Source organism: Bartonella sp. CL25QHWL (assembly GCF_042195335.1).
Taxonomy (GTDB): Bacteria; Pseudomonadota; Alphaproteobacteria; order Rhizobiales; family Rhizobiaceae; genus Bartonella.
In genome coordinates this window covers 58,769-75,997 of sequence record NZ_JBHIOE010000007.1, presented here as the reverse complement: position 1 = coordinate 75,997, position 17,229 = coordinate 58,769, and the positions used below count along the sequence as shown (strand labels likewise).

The 17,229-nt window shown below is 34.6% G+C and carries 14 protein-coding genes; 9 read left to right on the top strand and 5 right to left on the bottom strand.

Going from position 1 to position 17,229, the window contains the following annotated elements; translation table 11 throughout:
• Positions 1-160 precede the first annotated feature (160 nt).
• Positions 161-1,414 carry a tyrosine--tRNA ligase gene (gene tyrS / locus ACFILY_RS05470; protein ID WP_375631146.1) on the bottom strand — a complete coding sequence of 418 codons (1,254 nt, stop codon included), beginning with the start codon at positions 1,412-1,414 and terminating at the stop codon, positions 161-163.
• A gap of 321 nt (positions 1,415-1,735) precedes the next feature.
• Positions 1,736-2,416 carry an alpha/beta hydrolase gene (locus ACFILY_RS05465; RefSeq protein ID WP_273791258.1) on the bottom strand — a complete coding sequence of 227 codons (681 nt, stop codon included), beginning with the start codon at positions 2,414-2,416 and terminating at the stop codon, positions 1,736-1,738.
• A gap of 161 nt (positions 2,417-2,577) precedes the next feature.
• Here ACFILY_RS05465 and ACFILY_RS05460 point away from each other — a divergent pair, with 161 nt between their 5' ends.
• The 9 genes from ACFILY_RS05460 (at position 2,578) to ACFILY_RS05420 (ending at position 15,036) form a co-directional block, all read left to right on the top strand.
• Positions 2,578-3,753, top strand: coding sequence for a cysteine desulfurase family protein (locus ACFILY_RS05460; RefSeq protein ID WP_375637635.1), 1,176 nt, complete (start codon positions 2,578-2,580; stop codon positions 3,751-3,753).
• Between the two features lie 138 nt (positions 3,754-3,891).
• The gene (sufB, locus tag ACFILY_RS05455) at positions 3,892-5,403 is read left to right on the top strand and encodes a Fe-S cluster assembly protein SufB (RefSeq protein ID WP_375637634.1); all 1,512 of its coding nucleotides are present in this window, start codon (positions 3,892-3,894) and stop codon (positions 5,401-5,403) included.
• Positions 5,404-5,563: 160 nt separating this feature from the next.
• Positions 5,564-6,319, top strand: coding sequence for a Fe-S cluster assembly ATPase SufC (sufC, locus tag ACFILY_RS05450; RefSeq protein ID WP_375637633.1), 756 nt, complete (start codon positions 5,564-5,566; stop codon positions 6,317-6,319).
• An 11-nt stretch (positions 6,320-6,330) separates the two neighbouring features.
• Positions 6,331-7,593, top strand: coding sequence for a Fe-S cluster assembly protein SufD (gene sufD / locus ACFILY_RS05445; RefSeq protein WP_375637632.1), 1,263 nt, complete (start codon positions 6,331-6,333; stop codon positions 7,591-7,593).
• 10 nt (positions 7,594-7,603) lie between these two features.
• Positions 7,604-8,848, top strand: a complete 1,245-nt coding sequence (locus ACFILY_RS05440; protein WP_273791254.1) for a cysteine desulfurase — start codon at positions 7,604-7,606, stop codon at positions 8,846-8,848.
• The gene (locus ACFILY_RS05435; protein ID WP_273791253.1) at positions 8,841-9,242 is read left to right on the top strand and encodes an SUF system Fe-S cluster assembly protein; all 402 of its coding nucleotides are present in this window, start codon (positions 8,841-8,843) and stop codon (positions 9,240-9,242) included. The genes ACFILY_RS05440 and ACFILY_RS05435 overlap by 8 nt, the downstream gene beginning before the upstream one ends.
• A gap of 83 nt (positions 9,243-9,325) precedes the next feature.
• The gene (locus ACFILY_RS05430) at positions 9,326-10,945 is read left to right on the top strand and encodes a site-specific DNA-methyltransferase (RefSeq protein WP_375637631.1); all 1,620 of its coding nucleotides are present in this window, start codon (positions 9,326-9,328) and stop codon (positions 10,943-10,945) included.
• Positions 10,946-10,967: 22 nt separating this feature from the next.
• Positions 10,968-13,721 (top strand): DEAD/DEAH box helicase, encoded by a 2,754-nt coding sequence (locus ACFILY_RS05425; protein WP_375637630.1) that lies wholly within the window; start codon positions 10,968-10,970, stop codon positions 13,719-13,721.
• A 376-nt stretch (positions 13,722-14,097) separates the two neighbouring features.
• Positions 14,098-15,036: a COG2958 family protein gene (locus tag ACFILY_RS05420; RefSeq protein WP_375637629.1), complete on the top strand. Its 939-nt coding sequence runs from the start codon at positions 14,098-14,100 to the stop codon at positions 15,034-15,036.
• Between the two features lie 543 nt (positions 15,037-15,579).
• Here the strand turns inward: ACFILY_RS05420 and sodC are convergent.
• The 3 genes from sodC to ACFILY_RS05405 all read right to left on the bottom strand — a co-directional run bounded on the left by sodC (position 15,580) and on the right by ACFILY_RS05405 (position 17,210).
• Entirely contained in the window at positions 15,580-16,107 is a 528-nt protein-coding gene (sodC, locus tag ACFILY_RS05415) for a superoxide dismutase [Cu-Zn] SodC (RefSeq protein WP_273791249.1), read from the bottom strand.
• A 424-nt stretch (positions 16,108-16,531) separates the two neighbouring features.
• Positions 16,532-16,888: a hypothetical protein gene (locus ACFILY_RS05410; protein WP_375631138.1), complete on the bottom strand. Its 357-nt coding sequence runs from the start codon at positions 16,886-16,888 to the stop codon at positions 16,532-16,534.
• Entirely contained in the window at positions 16,866-17,210 is a 345-nt protein-coding gene (locus ACFILY_RS05405) for a hypothetical protein (protein ID WP_273791056.1), read from the bottom strand. Before ACFILY_RS05405 ends, ACFILY_RS05410 begins: the two co-directional genes overlap by 23 nt.
• Positions 17,211-17,229 lie beyond the last annotated feature (19 nt).

Sequence of the window (17,229 nt, the reverse complement as noted above, 5' to 3'; positions counted from 1 at the left end):
TAACAGGTATAAGATATCAGAGTACACAGAAGAAAAGAACTATTCAACTCTCTAGAATATTATTGTTTTGAAGAGACCTTTATTTCCTAACAAAACTCGCCCTATCACAACAATTGAATTGAAAGAACAAGGTCGACAACATAAACAAAACAGCAAAAGATTATACTGGTTTCATCACAACATGTTTTTTCTTACCAAAAGAAAGTTTAACGGTTCCTTCTGCACTGACATCCCCTTCAATAATAAGATGTGTTTCATCCTCAATAATTTGATCATTTACACGGACCCCCCCACCTTGAACGTGTCGGCGTGCCTCACTATTAGATCTAGCGAGTCCTGCTTGTACTAAAAGAGTGAGCAATCCAACACCTTTTTTTAATTCTGAGGCATTAATTTCAACAGTTGGAAGATTTTCTCCTAGAGTTTTTTCTTCAAACGTCTTGCGAGCTGTTTCTGCTGCTGCATCAGCAAGAACACGTCCATGCAACATTGCTGTAATTTCTGTTGCAAGAATTTTTTTTGCTTCGTTAATTTCTGTCCCTTGTAATAGAGAAAGTTTAAGAATCTCATCCATTGGCAATGGAGTATAGAGCTTTAGAAATCGTGTTACATCAGCATCTTCTGTATTGCGCCAGTATTGCCAAAATTGATAAGGTGAAAGCTTATCCGCATTCAGCCATACAGCCCCATTCAATGATTTACCCATTTTGGCACCGGAAGAGGTTGTCAGCAATGGTGATGTTAACGCATATAATTGCGGTGTTCCTAAACGATGCCCTAATTCGATTCCGTTAATAATGTTGCCCCACTGATCAGAGCCCCCCATTTGCATACGCAATCCATAACGTTTATAAAGTTCAACAAAATCATAAGCTTGCAGAATCATATAATTAAACTCTAAGAATGACAAAGAGTGCTCACGCTCAAGTCTGAGTCTAACGGAATCAAATGACAACATACGATTGACAGAAAAATGTTTTCCTACATCACGCAAAAATTCTAAGTAGTTTAAATTGCATAACCATTCCGCGTTATTCACAATACAAGCATCGGTTTCTCGGTCACCGAATGTCAAATAGTTAGCAAATACCTTTTTAATACCATCAATATTTTCAGCAATATCATTTTGTGTCAGAAGGCGTCGCGCTTCATCTTTGAAAGAAGGATCACCAATCAATCCGGTTCCTCCACCCATTAAAGCAATGGGGCGATGACCTGTTTTTTGTAACCAATAAAGCATCATAATCTGAAGAAGACTTCCAGCATGTAAACTCGATGCTGTTGGGTCAAATCCAGTATAAGCGCTTACAGTTTCTTTTGAAAAAAGATCATCTAAGCCTTTTTCATCTGAAATTTGGTGGATAAAACCACGTTCGCTCATAATGTGTAAAAAATCAGATTTAAAGGCAAACACAGATTTAATTTCCTAATTTAAGAGTGCATTATTTTATAGAATAGGCGATTATATAATGAGTTATTAATGCGTTATCTATCATAACTGACACACACCTCACAAGAGAAAGAGACATATTGGTAACATAAAGATAATAATACAGGTATTATTTCCTTTTTACGTTAAAAAAGAGACTTATCAGTGATAGAAAACAGGTATGCTGTTATTCTCATTTCTATCCTGAAATAAAATTTAGAAAAATTTTAAATGCAAACTGAAAAAATTACTTTGTTATGATCAGAAACGACTTTTGCTAATTTTTTATAAATCTATCGTATTTTCCTAAGTTAGTGAAAGTATTTCAGGAGGAGGAGCGAGAAGTTCATTGGAGATATGGTTATCCAAATAGTGGGCACATCGCTCAATAAGTTCTTCATGACATCCACTGAAAAAGTGATTAGCCTCTTCTAATATTTCTTGTGTGATGATGATACCTTTTTGTGTTTTTAATTTATCGACAAGTATTTGAACATCTTTTGGAGGGGAAACTTTATCGATACCGCCATGAATGATAAGCCCAGAGGAGGGACAAGGTGCAAGAAATGAAAAGTCATAAACATTAGGCTGAGGGGCAACTGAGATAAATCCCTCAATTTCCGGTCGGCGCATTAAAAGCTGCATACCAATCCATGCTCCAAATGAATATCCTGCTACCCAACAATTTTTAGAGTCTGGATGTTGTGTTTGCACCCAATCGAGAGCAGCAGCAGCATCTGAAAGTTCTCCTATTCCATAATCAAATTCACCCTGACTACGACCAATACCACGAAAGTTAAAACGTAAAGTTGTAAAGCCACGTTGTTGGAACATATAAAAGAGGTCATAGACAATTTTATGATTCATAGTTCCACCAAATTGGGGATGAGGATGCAAAATAATCGCAATGGGTGCATTTTTTTGTTGTGAAGGTTGATAACGTCCTTCGAGCCGACCCGCAGGACCGTTAAAAATAATTTCTGGCATAAAATGCTCCTTAAATGCAATAAAAGGCTTTCATTGATCTTGGTCGACTTTTACCATAGAATCTCTTAAATAATTATTAGATATTCTTTTTTTAGTGCATTTTTCAAGAAAATTGCGCTATTTTTTTAATCAATTCATAAGATTAATGATTGCGATGTAAAATGGTTATAAAACGCCGATATTTTGATCATAACGCAACAACACCACTCAAAAAAGTGGCACGAATAGCGTTACTGGAATCTTTAGAAATATTTGGTAATCCATCATCTGTTCATAAGGAAGGGCGTGCGGCTAAAACTTTGTTGCAAAAGGCTCGTCGGCAAATCGCTGAAAATCTTAAAACAGATCCAGATCACGTGGTATTTACCTCTGGTGCGAGTGAAGCCGCAATGACTTTGTTAACACCCTTTTACAATATGGGGAATGCAAAAGTTAAATTTTCTCGTCTTTACCTTGGAGCGACTGAACATCCCTCTGTGGCAGAGGGAGGACGTTTTTCTAAAGAGTTGATAAGCGTCATTGCTGTTGATCAAGATGGGCTCATACAACAAGATAAATTAACATCACTCTTAACGGTTCATGATAAAACAAAAGGTTTACCTCTTGTTGCTATTCAAGCTGCAAATAGTGAAACGGGTGTTATTCAACCATTAACAGAAATCGCCGCTATTGTTCGGGATTTAGGAGGCACTCTTATTGTTGATTTGACACAATATGTAGATAAAAATTTTGTGGATATTAATCAGCTAGGAGGAGACTTTTTTATATTGTCTGCACATAAAGTTGGCGGTCCGAAAGGAATCGGTGCTTTTGTTTCATGTGGTAATCTTCTCATGCCACACCCTCTTATTATTGGGGGAGGACAAGAAAAAGGTCTCCGTGGAGGAACAGAAGCATTGCCCCTTATTGCTGCTTTTGGGGCAGCAATGACTGATTGCTTCACACAGGAGGAAATAAAACAGTTAATATATTTACGCAATAAATTAGAAAATGGACTACAAAGAATAAGTAAAAATGTTGAGATTTTTGGCAAAAGAGTTCAACGTTTGCCAAATACAACTTACTTTACCGTGAAAAATATAAAAGCTGAAACGATGCAAATTGCTTTTGATTTAGAAGGGTTTTCTTTATCATCCGGCTCTGCTTGTTCTTCGGGAAAAGTAAAACAAAGCAAAGTGTTGGAGGCAATGGGGTATCATGTTCCAAATGGTGCCATTCGCATTTCGCTAGGGCGTGGCACAACTTCTGAAGATATTGATGATTTTCTGTCGTTTTTTTCTCAAATTATAAGCAGGAAAAAAGGGGAAGATTTATCATCAGAAAGTTATAAAAATTAGAATTATTTTAAAAATAAAATAAGTTTGATTGAAATTTTTGCACTTTACCTATAGCCTAGAGATAACTTGCTTACTTTAATCTTGTAAAAAACAAGACTTTAGTTACCGGTTTTTGACGCCAAAAAATGGAGAAAATTTATGCCGGCAATACAAGAAACGATACGCCAAGTACGTGAAATAGATGTTGACCAATATAAATATGGTTTTGAAACCAATATTGAAACCGATAAAGCTCCAAAAGGCTTAAATGAGGATATTATCAAATTTATTTCCGCTAAAAAACATGAGCCTGAATGGATGCTAACATGGCGCTTAAAGGCTTACCGACGTTGGCTGACAATGCAAGAGCCTCATTGGGCGCGTCTTGAATATCCTAGAATTGATTTTCAGGAGCTTTATTATTATGCTGCTCCAAAAAATCATACAGGACCAAAATCTTTGGATGAAGTGGATCCTGAGTTATTAGCAACGTACGAGAAACTTGGCATTCCCCTTAAAGAACAAGAGATTTTGGCAGGAGTAAGAAAACAGTCTGATCCCTCCACTTTTGATGACAGTATGTCTGTATCGGGGCAGGTGGCTGTTGATGCAGTCTTTGATTCTGTTTCTGTTGTAACAACATTCAAAAAAGAGTTGGCACGCGCCGGTGTGATTTTTTGTTCTATTTCAGAGGCGATTATTGAACATTCTGAGCTTATTAAAGAATATTTAGGAACAGTTGTACCTATAAGTGATAATTATTATGCGGCCTTAAATGCAGCTGTCTTTACAGATGGTTCATTTGTTTATATTCCCAAAGGGGTTCGTTGTCCTATGGAGCTTTCAACTTATTTTAGGATTAATGAACGCAACACTGGCCAATTTGAACGAACATTGATTATCGCCGCTGAAGATTCCTATGTTTCTTATCTTGAAGGGTGTACAGCACCCCAACGTGATGAAAACCAACTTCATGCTGCTGTTGTTGAGCTTATTGCCCTTGAAAATGCAGAGATTAAATATTCTACAGTACAAAATTGGTATCCTGGCGATAGAGATGGAAAGGGTGGTATTTATAATTTTGTGACGAAGCGTGGAGATTGTCGAGGTGATAGCTCTAAAATTTCATGGACACAAGTTGAGACTGGTTCTGCGATTACTTGGAAATATCCATCTTGCTTACTCCGTGGTAATAATGCGCGTGGAGAATTTTATTCTATTGCCGTTGCAAACGGTCATCAACAAATTGATTCCGGTACAAAAATGATTCATTTGGGAAAAAATACTTCCAGTCGCATTATTTCCAAAGGTATTTCTGCAGGTTTTTCAAATAACACGTATCGAGGACAAGTCACAGCTCATCGAAAAGCACAAAATGCGCGTAACTTTACGCAATGTGATAGTTTGTTAATCGGGAATGATTGTGGTGCGCATACAGTTCCTTATATTGAAGCAAAAAATGCAACAGCTCAGTTTGAACATGAAGCCACAACATCAAAAATTTCTGATGACCAACTTTTTTATGTTATGCAGAGAGGAATTCCCGAAGAAGAAGCTATCGCATTAATTGTAAATGGTTTTGTAAAAGAGGTCATTCAAAAACTTCCCATGGAATTTGCTGTCGAAGCACAAAAGCTTATTGGTATTAGCCTTGAAGGTAGTGTTGGATAATTTTATTTAATTAGATAAATAGAAGACTTTATGTAAAAAGGCTGTAACAGTAGCATATAATGCTAAAAATGACCTCTATGCTAATTACAAAAGTAGATGGATGCTAAGGCAAAATAATCCGCATCTGTATCTGAAAAAACAGCCAAAACAGGATTAAATTATGTTAGAGATAAAAAATTTGCACGCCCGTATTGCTGAGACCGATACAAAAGTTATTCGTGGTTTAAACTTGACAGTTCAAGATGGAGAAGTTGCCGCTATCATGGGACAAAATGGAGCCGGAAAATCAACTTTGTCTTATTTACTTGCTGGTCGTGATGATTATGAAATAACAGAAGGAGATATTCTCTATAATGGGCAATCACTTTTAGAAATGGATCCAGCAGAACGTGCTGCATATGGTGTTTTTCTTGCATTTCAATATCCAATGGAAATACCAGGAGTAGCAACAATGGAATTTTTAAAAGTTGCGATGAACTCTCAACGCAAAGCACGAGGTCACGAAGAACTTAAAATTCCTGAATTTATAAAATATGTTAAAGAAGTTTCAGCCAAACTTGAAATAGATATGGATATGCTAAAGCGTCCATTAAATGTAGGTTTTTCAGGTGGAGAAAAAAAACGCGCTGAAATTTTACAAATGGCACTTCTTGAACCTAAACTTTGCATTTTAGACGAAACGGATTCTGGTTTAGATATTGATGCACTAAAAATTGTTGCAGATGGTGTTAATAAACTTCGGGATTCAAAACGTTCATTTCTGGTGATTACCCATTATCAACGGCTACTTAATTATATTATTCCTGATACGGTACATGTTCTTTATAAAGGACAAATTATCAAAAGCGGTGATAAATCCTTAGCGCTTTATTTAGAGGAAAATGGGTATGCTGGTCTTATCAGGGAAGCGGTTTGAGGTTATTAAATATGAATGCACAGCAAAACTTGTTAGCGGTTGAAGAAAATATCCTCAGTAATTTTAATCAGTATGTAAACGACTTACCTGGTGATAAAGCTGTACAGGAAATCCGCAAGAAAACTATTGAGCAGTTTCAAATGACACGGCTTCCTTCCCGTAAAATCGAAAGATGGCATTATACCAATCTGCGTACCTTACTGAAGTCTATTAGCAATTTTTCAAAAGTTCAAGACAATCAATTGGTTGATGCATTGCTTTCAGAAAGTTCTGTTTTCTCCATAAACAATGGAAAAACATCGATAGAGTCAAAGGTAGACAATATTACAGTAAAACGCCTTTCAGACGCATTAGAAGATAATTCTGTGCAGATAAATCAAAACATTTCTGATGAAGATTTTATTGGACAGTTAAATACAGCTTTTGTTACAGATGGTTGGCTTTTTCACATCCCTGAAAATACAAAGTTAAATATACCCATTGAATTACAAAATATACAAATGGGGGGACAATCTCATATTTTTTCGGATATAAAAGTTGATAAAAATAGTCAAGTTATGTTTATTGAACATCAGGTTGGCAATGATAAAGATACCTTTGTCAGTTCAATATTTTCATTAAGTATTGCTGCTGATAGTGATGTTACGTGGATTCTCATTCGCAATCGTGATTTTAATTCTACACAATTTGGTCGATTTTGTGCTGTTCTTGATCAAAGAGCGAAGTTATCACTTTATGTCATTAATATAGGGAGCCAATTAAATCGCCAAGAAATCGATATTGAATTACAGGGAGAAGAATCTAATTTTCAATTACGCGTCATAAATTTATTATCAGGACAAACACATAGTGATCTTACAATGACTGTTCGTCATGTGGAAGAAAAGTCAACATCAACCGAAATTATACGCAATGTGGTTACAGATAAGGCTGTTGGTGTTTTCCAAGGAATAATACGTGTTTCTCAAAAAGCGCAAAAAACAGATGCACGCATGGCTTGTAATAGCCTTATTCTTTCAGATGATGCAGAATTTAATGCAAAGCCTGAACTGGAGATTTTTGCTGATGATGTTGCGTGCGGTCATGGTGCAACAGTTGCTAATATTAATCATGATTATCTTTTTTATCTTATGGCGCGTGGTATCCCATTTAAAACGGCTCGTGCACTTTTGATTAAAGGATTTATCTCTGAGCTCATTGATGACATCAAGCAGGATAAGATTCAAATCGTTTTGGAGAATATCATTAGTAAATGGCTTGAAAAAAATGTTTAAGGTAGAAAAAATGGAAAATAACGTACAAACATTTACTTATAATGTCGAAGAAATTCGGCGTGATTTTCCTATTTTGCACCATCAAGTTTATGGAAAGCGATTAGCATATCTTGATAGCAGTGCTTCTGCCCAAAAACCAATGTCAGTACTCAATGCAATGAATAATTATTATCACTATAGTTATGCTAATGTGCATAGGGGAATGTATTTTTTAGCCAATATAGCAACACAATCTTATGAAAATTCTCGTGAAACCGTTCGGGTTTTTCTAAATGCTCAAAAAGCTGAAGAAATTGTTTTTACGAAAAATGCAACAGAAGCTATTAATACTGTTGCTTATGGTTGGGCGATGCCAAAACTCAAAGAAGGTGATGAGATTGTTCTAACGATCATGGAACATCATTCAAATATTATTCCTTGGCATTTTCTCCGTGAACAAAAAGGTGTTAAACTTATTTTTGTTCCTGTCGATGAAAATGGTGTTCTGCACATTGAAGATTTCCAAAAGGCTTTAAGCGAAAAAACGCGGCTTGTTGCTATAACGCATATGTCCAATATATTAGGAACTGTGCCTCCTGTTAAAGAGATTATTAAACTAGCACATCAAAATTCTATTCCGGTTCTTGTTGATGGTTCTCAAGGAGCAGTACATTTAACCGTTGATGTGCAAGATCTCGATTGTGATTGGTATGTCTTTACAGGTCATAAGCTTTATGGTCCCACTGGTATTGGTGTTTTGTATGGTAAAGAAGATAGATTAGAAGAAATGCGTCCTTTTCAAGGGGGAGGGGAAATGATCGAGGAGGTAACAACCGATAAGGTGTTTTATAATGCTCCTCCTTACCGTTTTGAAGCAGGTACCCCTCCTATCGTTGAAGCTATTGGATTAACTGCGGCTATTGATTATATACAAGAGAAAGGTCGTAGCACGATTCATGCCCATGAGAGGTCCCTTTTAGCTTATGCGCAGGAAAAACTTAAAATGGTTGAGTCATTGCGTATTTATGGTCATTCTCCCAATAAAGGAGCTATTATATCATTTACAATTGAAGGAATTCACGCCCATGATATCGCTATGTTTATTGATAGAAAAGGGGTTGCAATACGTGCGGGAACTCATTGTGCACAGCCTTTATTACAGCGCTTTGGTCTAACATCTATTTGCCGCGCATCGTTAGCCATGTATAACACTAAAGAAGATATAGATCAATTGGTAGAAGCATTGCAAGAAACAAGGACATTTTTTAATGGCTGAATTAATTGAAGAGCGTCATTCTACAGAATCTGTTGAAACTGTAAGTGAAAATAAAAAATCTTACATATCAGCAATTCCAGCAGATGAAATTGATCGTATGACGAATGATATTATTGCTGCTCTTAAAACAGTTTATGACCCAGAGATTCCTGCTGATATTTATGAGCTAGGACTGATTTATCGTATTGATATTGAAGATGATCGTTCAGTAAAAATTGAAATGACTCTTACAGCACCGGGATGCCCTGTTGCTGGTGAAATGCCGGGGTGGGTAGAAAATGCAGTCAGTGCAGTTGAAGGGGTTTCGTATGTTGAAGTCACTATGACTTTTGATCCACCATGGACACCTGATTGTATGTCAGAAGAAGCTCAAATTGCTGTCGGATGGTACTAAAAGTATTGTTAAGAGACTCTAATTTAGCCATTCATGAATAAGCTGTTTATTTTTCACAAGCATTTGAATTTAAGGACGATCGCATGAGTTATAATAAACAAAAACTAGAACTTAACTGGATTGGAAAAGAAAAACGCCCAAAACTAGAGCCTCGTATCTTATTAGAGGATCTTGAAAAATCTTATCACGCTTCGCATCAAATATCATCCCAAGATATTTTTGATAATAAGCTTATTTTTGGTGATAATTTGCTCGCGCTCAAAGCGCTTGAGAAAGAATATACGGGGAAGGTAAAATGTATCTATATCGATCCACCTTATAATACAGGCAATGCCTTTGAACATTATGAAGATGGTTTAGAGCATTCCATATGGCTCAGTCTTATGAGAGACCGGCTAGAATTGTTACATCATTTACTGGCGGATGATGGTGCGCTTTTTATGCAGTTGGATGACAATGAAATACATTATGCTAAAATACTGTGTGATGAGTTATTTGGACGTAATAATTTTGTTGCTAATCTCATATGGCATAAAAAAAGAGGAAAGGATAATTCTTCTCGTTATTTTAGCACAACCCACGATCATATCTTAGTTTATGCAAAAGACTTTTCAAAATTTTATATTAATCGAATTGAATTAGATGATGTAACAAAAAAAGCATATGTAAATCCAGATAATGATTCAAGAGGTGCATATCGTATTCTTGGGTTGTGGGCTAGACAGCAAGGCGGATCTGAATATGAATACACCACCAAAACAGGGAAGTTTTTTTCTAAACGCCTTTGGCTTGTTAATCTAGAGAGTATGCAGCAGTTAGATAAAGAGGATCGCCTTCTTATTAAAGGAAATAATTTATACCGTAAATTTTTTCTTTCAGAAAATAAAGGAAGTATTCCAGAAACTATTTGGATAGGTCTCTCCAATAATGCAAATGCTAAAGATGAATTAAAAAAAATATTTATTAATCATGAAGTAGAATTATTTAATACTCCGAAACCTGAACATCTTCTTCAAAGAATTATTAAGATATCTACAAATCCCGGTGATCTTGTATTGGATTCTTTTGCGGGTTCCGGCACAACCGGTGCTGTTGCTCATAAAATGGGAAGAAAGTGGATTATGATTGAACTTGGTGAACATTGTCACACCCACATTATCCCTCGTTTAAAACAAGTCATTGATGGAACTGATCAAGGGGGAATTTCCAAAAGTGTCAATTGGCAAGGTGGCGGTGGATTTCGCTATTATCGCCTTGCACCTTCTCTGTTACAAAAAGATCCATGGGGACAATGGATTATTAGTCGCGAATATAATGCTGCGATGCTTTCAGAAGCAATGTGCAAACATATGGGATTTACCTACGCACCTGATGAAAATCATTATTGGATGCAAGGGTATTCAACCGAAACAGATTATATTTATGTCACAACAAGCGCTATGACCCATGAACAACTCCGTATAATGAGTGAAGAGGTAGGCTCTCATCGCACGTTGCTGGTTTGTGGTACAGCCTTTGATACAAAATCAGCATCCTTTGAAAATCTGACACTCACTAAAATCCCCCGTGCAATATTAGAAAAATGCGAATGGGGAAGGGACGATTACAGTTTAAATGTAGCCAATCTTGAACCAGTGATTGTGGTAAAAGAAAACAACAAAAATAAAGATATTGCGCAAGCAGAATTAGATCTATTTGAATAATATATAAAAAGCGGAGTTTTTCATGAACACTGTTGAAAAAAGGATTTCTGCTCGCTTATCGTTACGTGATCCTCAACGTGAATCTTTAAATATTTTGGTAAAAATCTTAGAAAATATAGAGCTTTCTAAAAATGCTGATTTGGTTGCAGAGTTAGAAGTGATAAAAAATCTTTATCCTTCTGTGCAAGATTTTGAACGAAACTTTCCCTCTTTTTGTTTTGCCTTAGCAACAGGTGTTGGGAAAACGCGACTTATGGGGGCTTTTATTAGCTATCTTTACTTAACAGGTCGTAGCCGACATTTTTTTGTTTTAGCGCCAAATTTGACTATTTATGAAAAGTTAAAACAGGATTTTAGTCCCCAAAGTCCAAAGTATGTTTTCAGTGGAATGAGTGAATTTATTGCCAATAGACCCGTTATTATTACAGGTGAAGATTATGAAAGTGGTAAAGGTATTCGCGTTGATGAACACCATTTTGAAGGACAAAAGCGTTTGTTTGAGAATAGAGATACGGCCTTTATCAATATTTTTAATATTTCTAAAATTAATACAACAGATAATAAAAAAGGCGCACTAAAATCTAGTATTCCGCGAATTAAACGCTTACAAGAAACGATTGGTGAAAGTTATTTTGATTATCTCGCAAATCTTCCTGATTTAGTTTTGTTAATGGATGAAGCACATCGTTATCGAGCTTCTGCTGGTGCGGCAGCAATTAATGAGTTAAAACCTGTTTTAGGAATAGAGCTTACAGCGACACCAAAAACAATAGGTGCAAAACCCGTAGATTTTAAAAATGTTGTCTATAGTTATTCACTTGCAGAGGCTATGAGGGATGGTTTTGTAAAAGAGCCTGCTGTTGCTACACGTAAAGATTTTCAACCTCAAAATTATACATCTGAACAATTAGAACATATCAAATTACAAGATGCAATTCATGCCCATGAAAACGTGAAAGCAGATTTAATTGTCTATGCAAAAGATTATAACAAAAAGTTCGTTAAGCCTTTTATTTTAGTTGTCGCTCAAGATACAAATCATGCACAGAAATTGCGTGATTTATTGGAATCAGATGATTTTTTTGCAGGAGCTTATAAGAGAAAAGTTATAGAGATTCATACAAAACAGTCGAATATAGAAGAAGATCAAAATATTCAAAAGCTGATTGCAATTGAAGATTCTCATAACCCAACAGAAATTGTTATTCACGTTAATAAATTAAAGGAGGGGTGGGATGTTACGAATCTCTATACTATTGTACCGTTGCGTGCATCGGCTTCAGAAATTTTAACAGAGCAAACAATTGGGCGTGGATTGCGTTTGCCTTATGGGTATAGAACAGGCGTGGAAGCTATTGATCGTTTAACAATTATTGCGCATGATCGTTTTCAAGATATTATTGATCGTGCAAACGATCCAAACTCAATTATAAAAAAGCATATTGAGATTGGAACAGGAGGGAATATCCCCTTTGAAAAGACCGATATAGTGACAGTTCCAAGTCAAGTAGAAGCTTTATTGATGCAAACGATGGTAACACGTAATTCCGATATAAATGGAGCATCTTCTGATTTACAAGGTATCATATTACGTAATACAGATTCCCCTACATTAACGCCTGAGGAGCAAGAAATTGCAGCGATCGCGTGGGATCTTATCAAAGAGAATGATAAATTGCCAAGTTCTCAAATGCTTTGTTCTGCACAGATACAAGAAAAAATTGCTAATAAAGTTATGAATATTAAGCCTTCATCACAAAAGTCTCTTGTATCAAAAGTGGTGACAATTCTGACAAAACAATTAACAGAACTGATAATAGATATTCCAAATATTATACTCATACCTTCGCGTGATGTTACTTATGGTTTTTATGATTTTGATTTAAAAAATCTAGAAAGCTTAAATTTTCAACCTGTTAGTAAAGAACTTTTAATTCGAGAATTGCGTACCCATAAAAGCATTTTTCTTACTTCTAAGAATGAATATGTAAAAGAGCCTTATCTTGAAAACTACATCATTCGTGGTTTGATTGATAATGACTTTGTCGATTATGATAACCATACGCTCTTATTACGAAAATTAGCTAGTCAGATAGTAGAACATTTCCGATCTTATTTACCCAATGATACAGCTGTTGAGAACGTATTAATTCACTATCAGCACAAGCTTACTAGTTTTATTGTTGCGCAATTAAGAGAACATCAATGGGAAACGCAAAAAGATTATGCGGTTAAAGTTACACGAGGTTTTACAACTTTATCACCTATCCATTATGTGTTACCGCAAGGGACATCTCCTCTTGATTTTCGTAATATTCCTGCCATTAAAAGTGATATTAAAAAACTTGTATTCAGCGGCTTTAGAAAATGCTGTTATCCTTTACAAAAGTTTGATTCAGTAGAAGGGGAATTACGATTTGCTCAAATATTAGAGGATGATGCACAAGTCTTGAAATGGATGAAACCCGCTCGAGGTTTTTTCAGAATAGAATATGATAAAGGATCGACTTATGAACCGGACTTTGTTGTAGAAACGAAGGATGCCAAATATCTTTGTGAGCCTAAAAAAGCCTCTGAAATGCAAAATCCTATTGTTTTAAAAAAGAGAGAAGCTGCAGTTCAATGGTGTTGTCATGCAACGCGCTATGCGGCGACTTATGGCGATAAAAAATGGTATTATGTTCTTATTCCCCATGATGCTATTAAAGCAAATAGTAGTTTTGAAGGTTTGTGTGCAGAGTTTACCATTTCAGAATCTATACTTGAGAGCTCGTAACTTTTTGCTTCAAAAATAAAACACATAAGTTTTTTAATTGACGGGTGTGAGGTTCAATCAAATGTTTGAATAATTATTTTTAACTTTTTTCTAACGACGTTAAAATAAAAAGAAAAATGTATAGAAAAGTTATACAAGATTATGCTTTTGTATGGGGATTTGTAGCACATTTACAATTTTTTATAAAAGTACAATCTTATTTTCGTTATGTGAAAAGATCTTTGAGTTATAGTCATAAATTAAAAAAATATTTTGATTTTATTGAGTAATTTGATAAATGTTCTTTTTTTAAAAAACTTAAACAGTTTATTGTTCTTTCATTTAAAACGCCTGAATATAATGAAATACCCAGAGGATAAAAGGGGGAGTTTTTCATATGACTTTAAATTTAACAAACACTGTTTTTAATTTTTTAAAGAAAAACCCGACGAAAAAGTTTACAGCTCGAGAAATTGCTCAATGGATATTTGAAAATTACCCAGAGAAATGCCGCCAAAAACAAAAGCATTCAACGGCGATAATCAATCCCCTTAATAGTGATGCAGCTCTTATTCAGCAAATTGTTGCTGAAATAGGATCGCAGCGCCCTCAATTACAAAAGCGTTATTCAGAAATTAAAACCACTGAAGGACGACCGCGACAATATTATTTTACTAAACAAACAGATAGTGCTGAAATTGACGCAATAGAGGACAATGCAAAGAGTAGAACAGAAGGTGGCTCTGTTAAAGAGCATGATCTTTATCCGTTATTATCTAAATTTTTATGGTCAGAGCTTGCAGTTTATAGCAAGCGCATTAATGAGAAATGTTCTCGTAATAAACATGGTGCAGGCGGAAATAAATGGCTTTATCCAGATCTCGTAGGGATGCAAGATTTAAGCAAGGAATGGAATCGTGAAATCAAAGACTGTGTTTTGCAATATTTTGATAAAAAGACAAAGCTTTGGTCTTTTGAAGTAAAAATTCTCATCAATCGTTCAAATTTACGAAAAGCATTTTTTCAAACAGTTAGTAATTCTTCATGGGCTAATTTGAGTTATTTAGTAGCTAGTGAAATTGAAGGAGTTGATACATTAAAAGAGCTTCGGATGCTTTCAAGTTTGCATGGAATTGGATTTATAAGACTTAATAAGGAAAACTCTTCCGAGAGTGAGATATTAATTCCTGCCAAAGAACGTAGTGATATTGACTGGGATACTGCTAATAGATTAGTGGAGGAAAACAAAGATTTTCTTGATTATATTAAGCTCATTCGTCAATTTTATCAAACTGGTGAGATGCGTCCTCTAGATTGGGATCATATGTATCTATGAGGGGTATTTTTAAAAAGACTCCATTGTTTAAAAGCCCTTTTTTCAGGGTGATGAAAAATTACTCTAACTATTTTGTTTGACTTATTATATTGATATTGTATCAATTAAATTTTTTTTCGCGTACCTCATGAGTGGGGTTGAGTAGGAGAAGAGTAAAAATTCTGTTTTAGGCCTGTTCTATTTTGTGCATTGGGCGTGATTCCATTAGATACTAGACTTAATCACTATAATTTATTACAAATTTGCTACTTTAGAGAGTGAAATTCGACTTTTTTGCTTTGTTTATATCAAGCATTAAAAATATTACTTTCTCATATTGAAGTCTTCTTACGGAGAATTTACACTACTATTTCTTTAATTTCTACTGCTGTTCATTTTGATTATTATTAAGTTTTTTATTATCCGAAGTAAACATTCAAAAATATTAATTTTATAAAATATTCACACAGTTTACTCAATTTCTTGAAATAGATTTAAAAAATAAATTTTTCTCACATCTTATAGTAAAGGGGTGTACTATCACAGTTTGCCACAATACTCTCTTTATTTTTCAATAATACCGCACGCTAAACGTGCACCACCTCCGCCAAGCGGTAATGGTTTATCTGATTGATTATCAGCCCCTAAATGAATGACTAAAGAGCGCCCTTTAATTTCAGAGATTTTTTTTAATCGTGGAGCAAGAACGCTCATTATGGCATATCCGTGCTTATCAACATAAAGTGCTGGTAAATCACCAAGATGACCATTGACATTATAAGGTCCTAAATGTTTTCCGGTATGTTCCGGATCATAATGTCCACCTGCGCTTCCACCAATTATGCCATCTTTTGTATCACATGAAGGATTCACATGTACATGAAAACCATGCATCCCTTCTGATAAAGTAGATAAATTAGGGATGAAAATCAAACCGTACGTGTTTTCTTCAATTTTAATGCTACCAATAGCCTTTTTGAAATTGTTATCTTCTAATTTATAAATATTTACTTGTGTTGATAGTGCTAATACAGAATTTTTATGAATTAAAAATGCCATAAAAAACAATAATGATAATAATATTTTTTTCATAAAATACCTTTATACTTATTTTAAATAGATTATTATCTATAATTAATAATCTATATATAATAATATATTATATAAGTGTCTTAAATTGAACTTTTACAAAAATAATTTAAATAGAAATATTAGTTATTAGAAAGAGCAAATAAATTAAAGTATGTTTATATATATATATTTCTAAACATAACTTTCATTTTTTGATCTATAAAAAATGTAGCTTCCATAGACTGATAATTATATCTCGCTTACATTTCTTCAAGAGATGCTTTAAAAAATCTACTTTTTTGATGTATAATAAAGAATTAAGCAAACAGTTTTAATAAGTTAGATGTTATTTCATTTATAATATGATAATCGTTTCATCAAAAAAAAGAACATATAATTTGTTGATGATTTAATTGTTTTTCATAGAAAAAATGACGAGAAATTTCTATTCATTATGAAATTTATAAGAGAAAGAATTATTATGATTCATATAAATTTCCCATAAAATACAGCATATACCGACACTTCCTCCCATTCCTGATCCTATCAGTGCTCCTATTATTATTCCGGCAGAAAGTGCTACTCCTATACCCATTGCGATAACTGGACCAAATCCTGGAAGAGCAATATAACCATAAGCTGAAAGAATTGCCGCGATAGCTCCTGATATGCTTCCATTTAAACCGCCAATGAAAGCAAATTCTTTAATAGAATGGCAGCACTTTTTTAAGTTTTTTTTCTTACGGCTGTAAAAAGAAACGTTGCTGTAAGTTTTAAAATCAATCATATTCTTTTCTTTCATTTTGAATGCTAACTGTTCCTGAATAGTCAACGGATACGAAAAAATGGGACTTTTTAAATTTTACTAAAGCACGCCAGATGCCATTGTCATCTAAACGCAATCGTTTAATATTCTCAAAACCATTTTGCATAAGACAATTTTTAACTTGTGAAGCAGTAAATGAGTTCTGACCTATTTTAGTGACATTTTGAGTAGAGCTATAGGTAAAGGTTTGACAATAAGGAAGGTGAAAAACTTCACTTATTGAAGTAGTGACTATCAACGAGACACATACAATCATTATAAAAAAAGTACTTAATTTCAAAAATTTATTTAGTGTCATCTTGTTACCATTTGTTAAA

Bases quoted from the DNA above. Each gene is read 5' to 3' on its own strand.
- ACFILY_RS05465 (WP_273791258.1), bottom strand. From the start codon at position 2,416: ATGCCAGAAATTATTTTTAACGGTCCTGCGGGTCGGCTCGAAGGACGT.
- ACFILY_RS05460 (WP_375637635.1), top strand. From the start codon at position 2,578: ATGGTTATAAAACGCCGATATTTTGATCATAACGCAACAACACCACTC.
- sufB (WP_375637634.1), top strand. From the start codon at position 3,892: ATGCCGGCAATACAAGAAACGATACGCCAAGTACGTGAAATAGATGTT.
- sufC (WP_375637633.1), top strand. From the start codon at position 5,564: ATGTTAGAGATAAAAAATTTGCACGCCCGTATTGCTGAGACCGATACA.
- sufD (WP_375637632.1), top strand. From the start codon at position 6,331: ATGAATGCACAGCAAAACTTGTTAGCGGTTGAAGAAAATATCCTCAGT.
- ACFILY_RS05440 (WP_273791254.1), top strand. From the start codon at position 7,604: ATGGAAAATAACGTACAAACATTTACTTATAATGTCGAAGAAATTCGG.
- ACFILY_RS05435 (WP_273791253.1), top strand. From the start codon at position 8,841: ATGGCTGAATTAATTGAAGAGCGTCATTCTACAGAATCTGTTGAAACT.
- ACFILY_RS05430 (WP_375637631.1), top strand. From the start codon at position 9,326: ATGAGTTATAATAAACAAAAACTAGAACTTAACTGGATTGGAAAAGAA.
- ACFILY_RS05425 (WP_375637630.1), top strand. From the start codon at position 10,968: ATGAACACTGTTGAAAAAAGGATTTCTGCTCGCTTATCGTTACGTGAT.
- ACFILY_RS05420 (WP_375637629.1), top strand. From the start codon at position 14,098: ATGACTTTAAATTTAACAAACACTGTTTTTAATTTTTTAAAGAAAAAC.
- sodC (WP_273791249.1), bottom strand. From the start codon at position 16,107: ATGAAAAAAATATTATTATCATTATTGTTTTTTATGGCATTTTTAATT.
- ACFILY_RS05410 (WP_375631138.1), bottom strand. From the start codon at position 16,888: ATGAAAGAAAAGAATATGATTGATTTTAAAACTTACAGCAACGTTTCT.
- ACFILY_RS05405 (WP_273791056.1), bottom strand. From the start codon at position 17,210: ATGACACTAAATAAATTTTTGAAATTAAGTACTTTTTTTATAATGATT.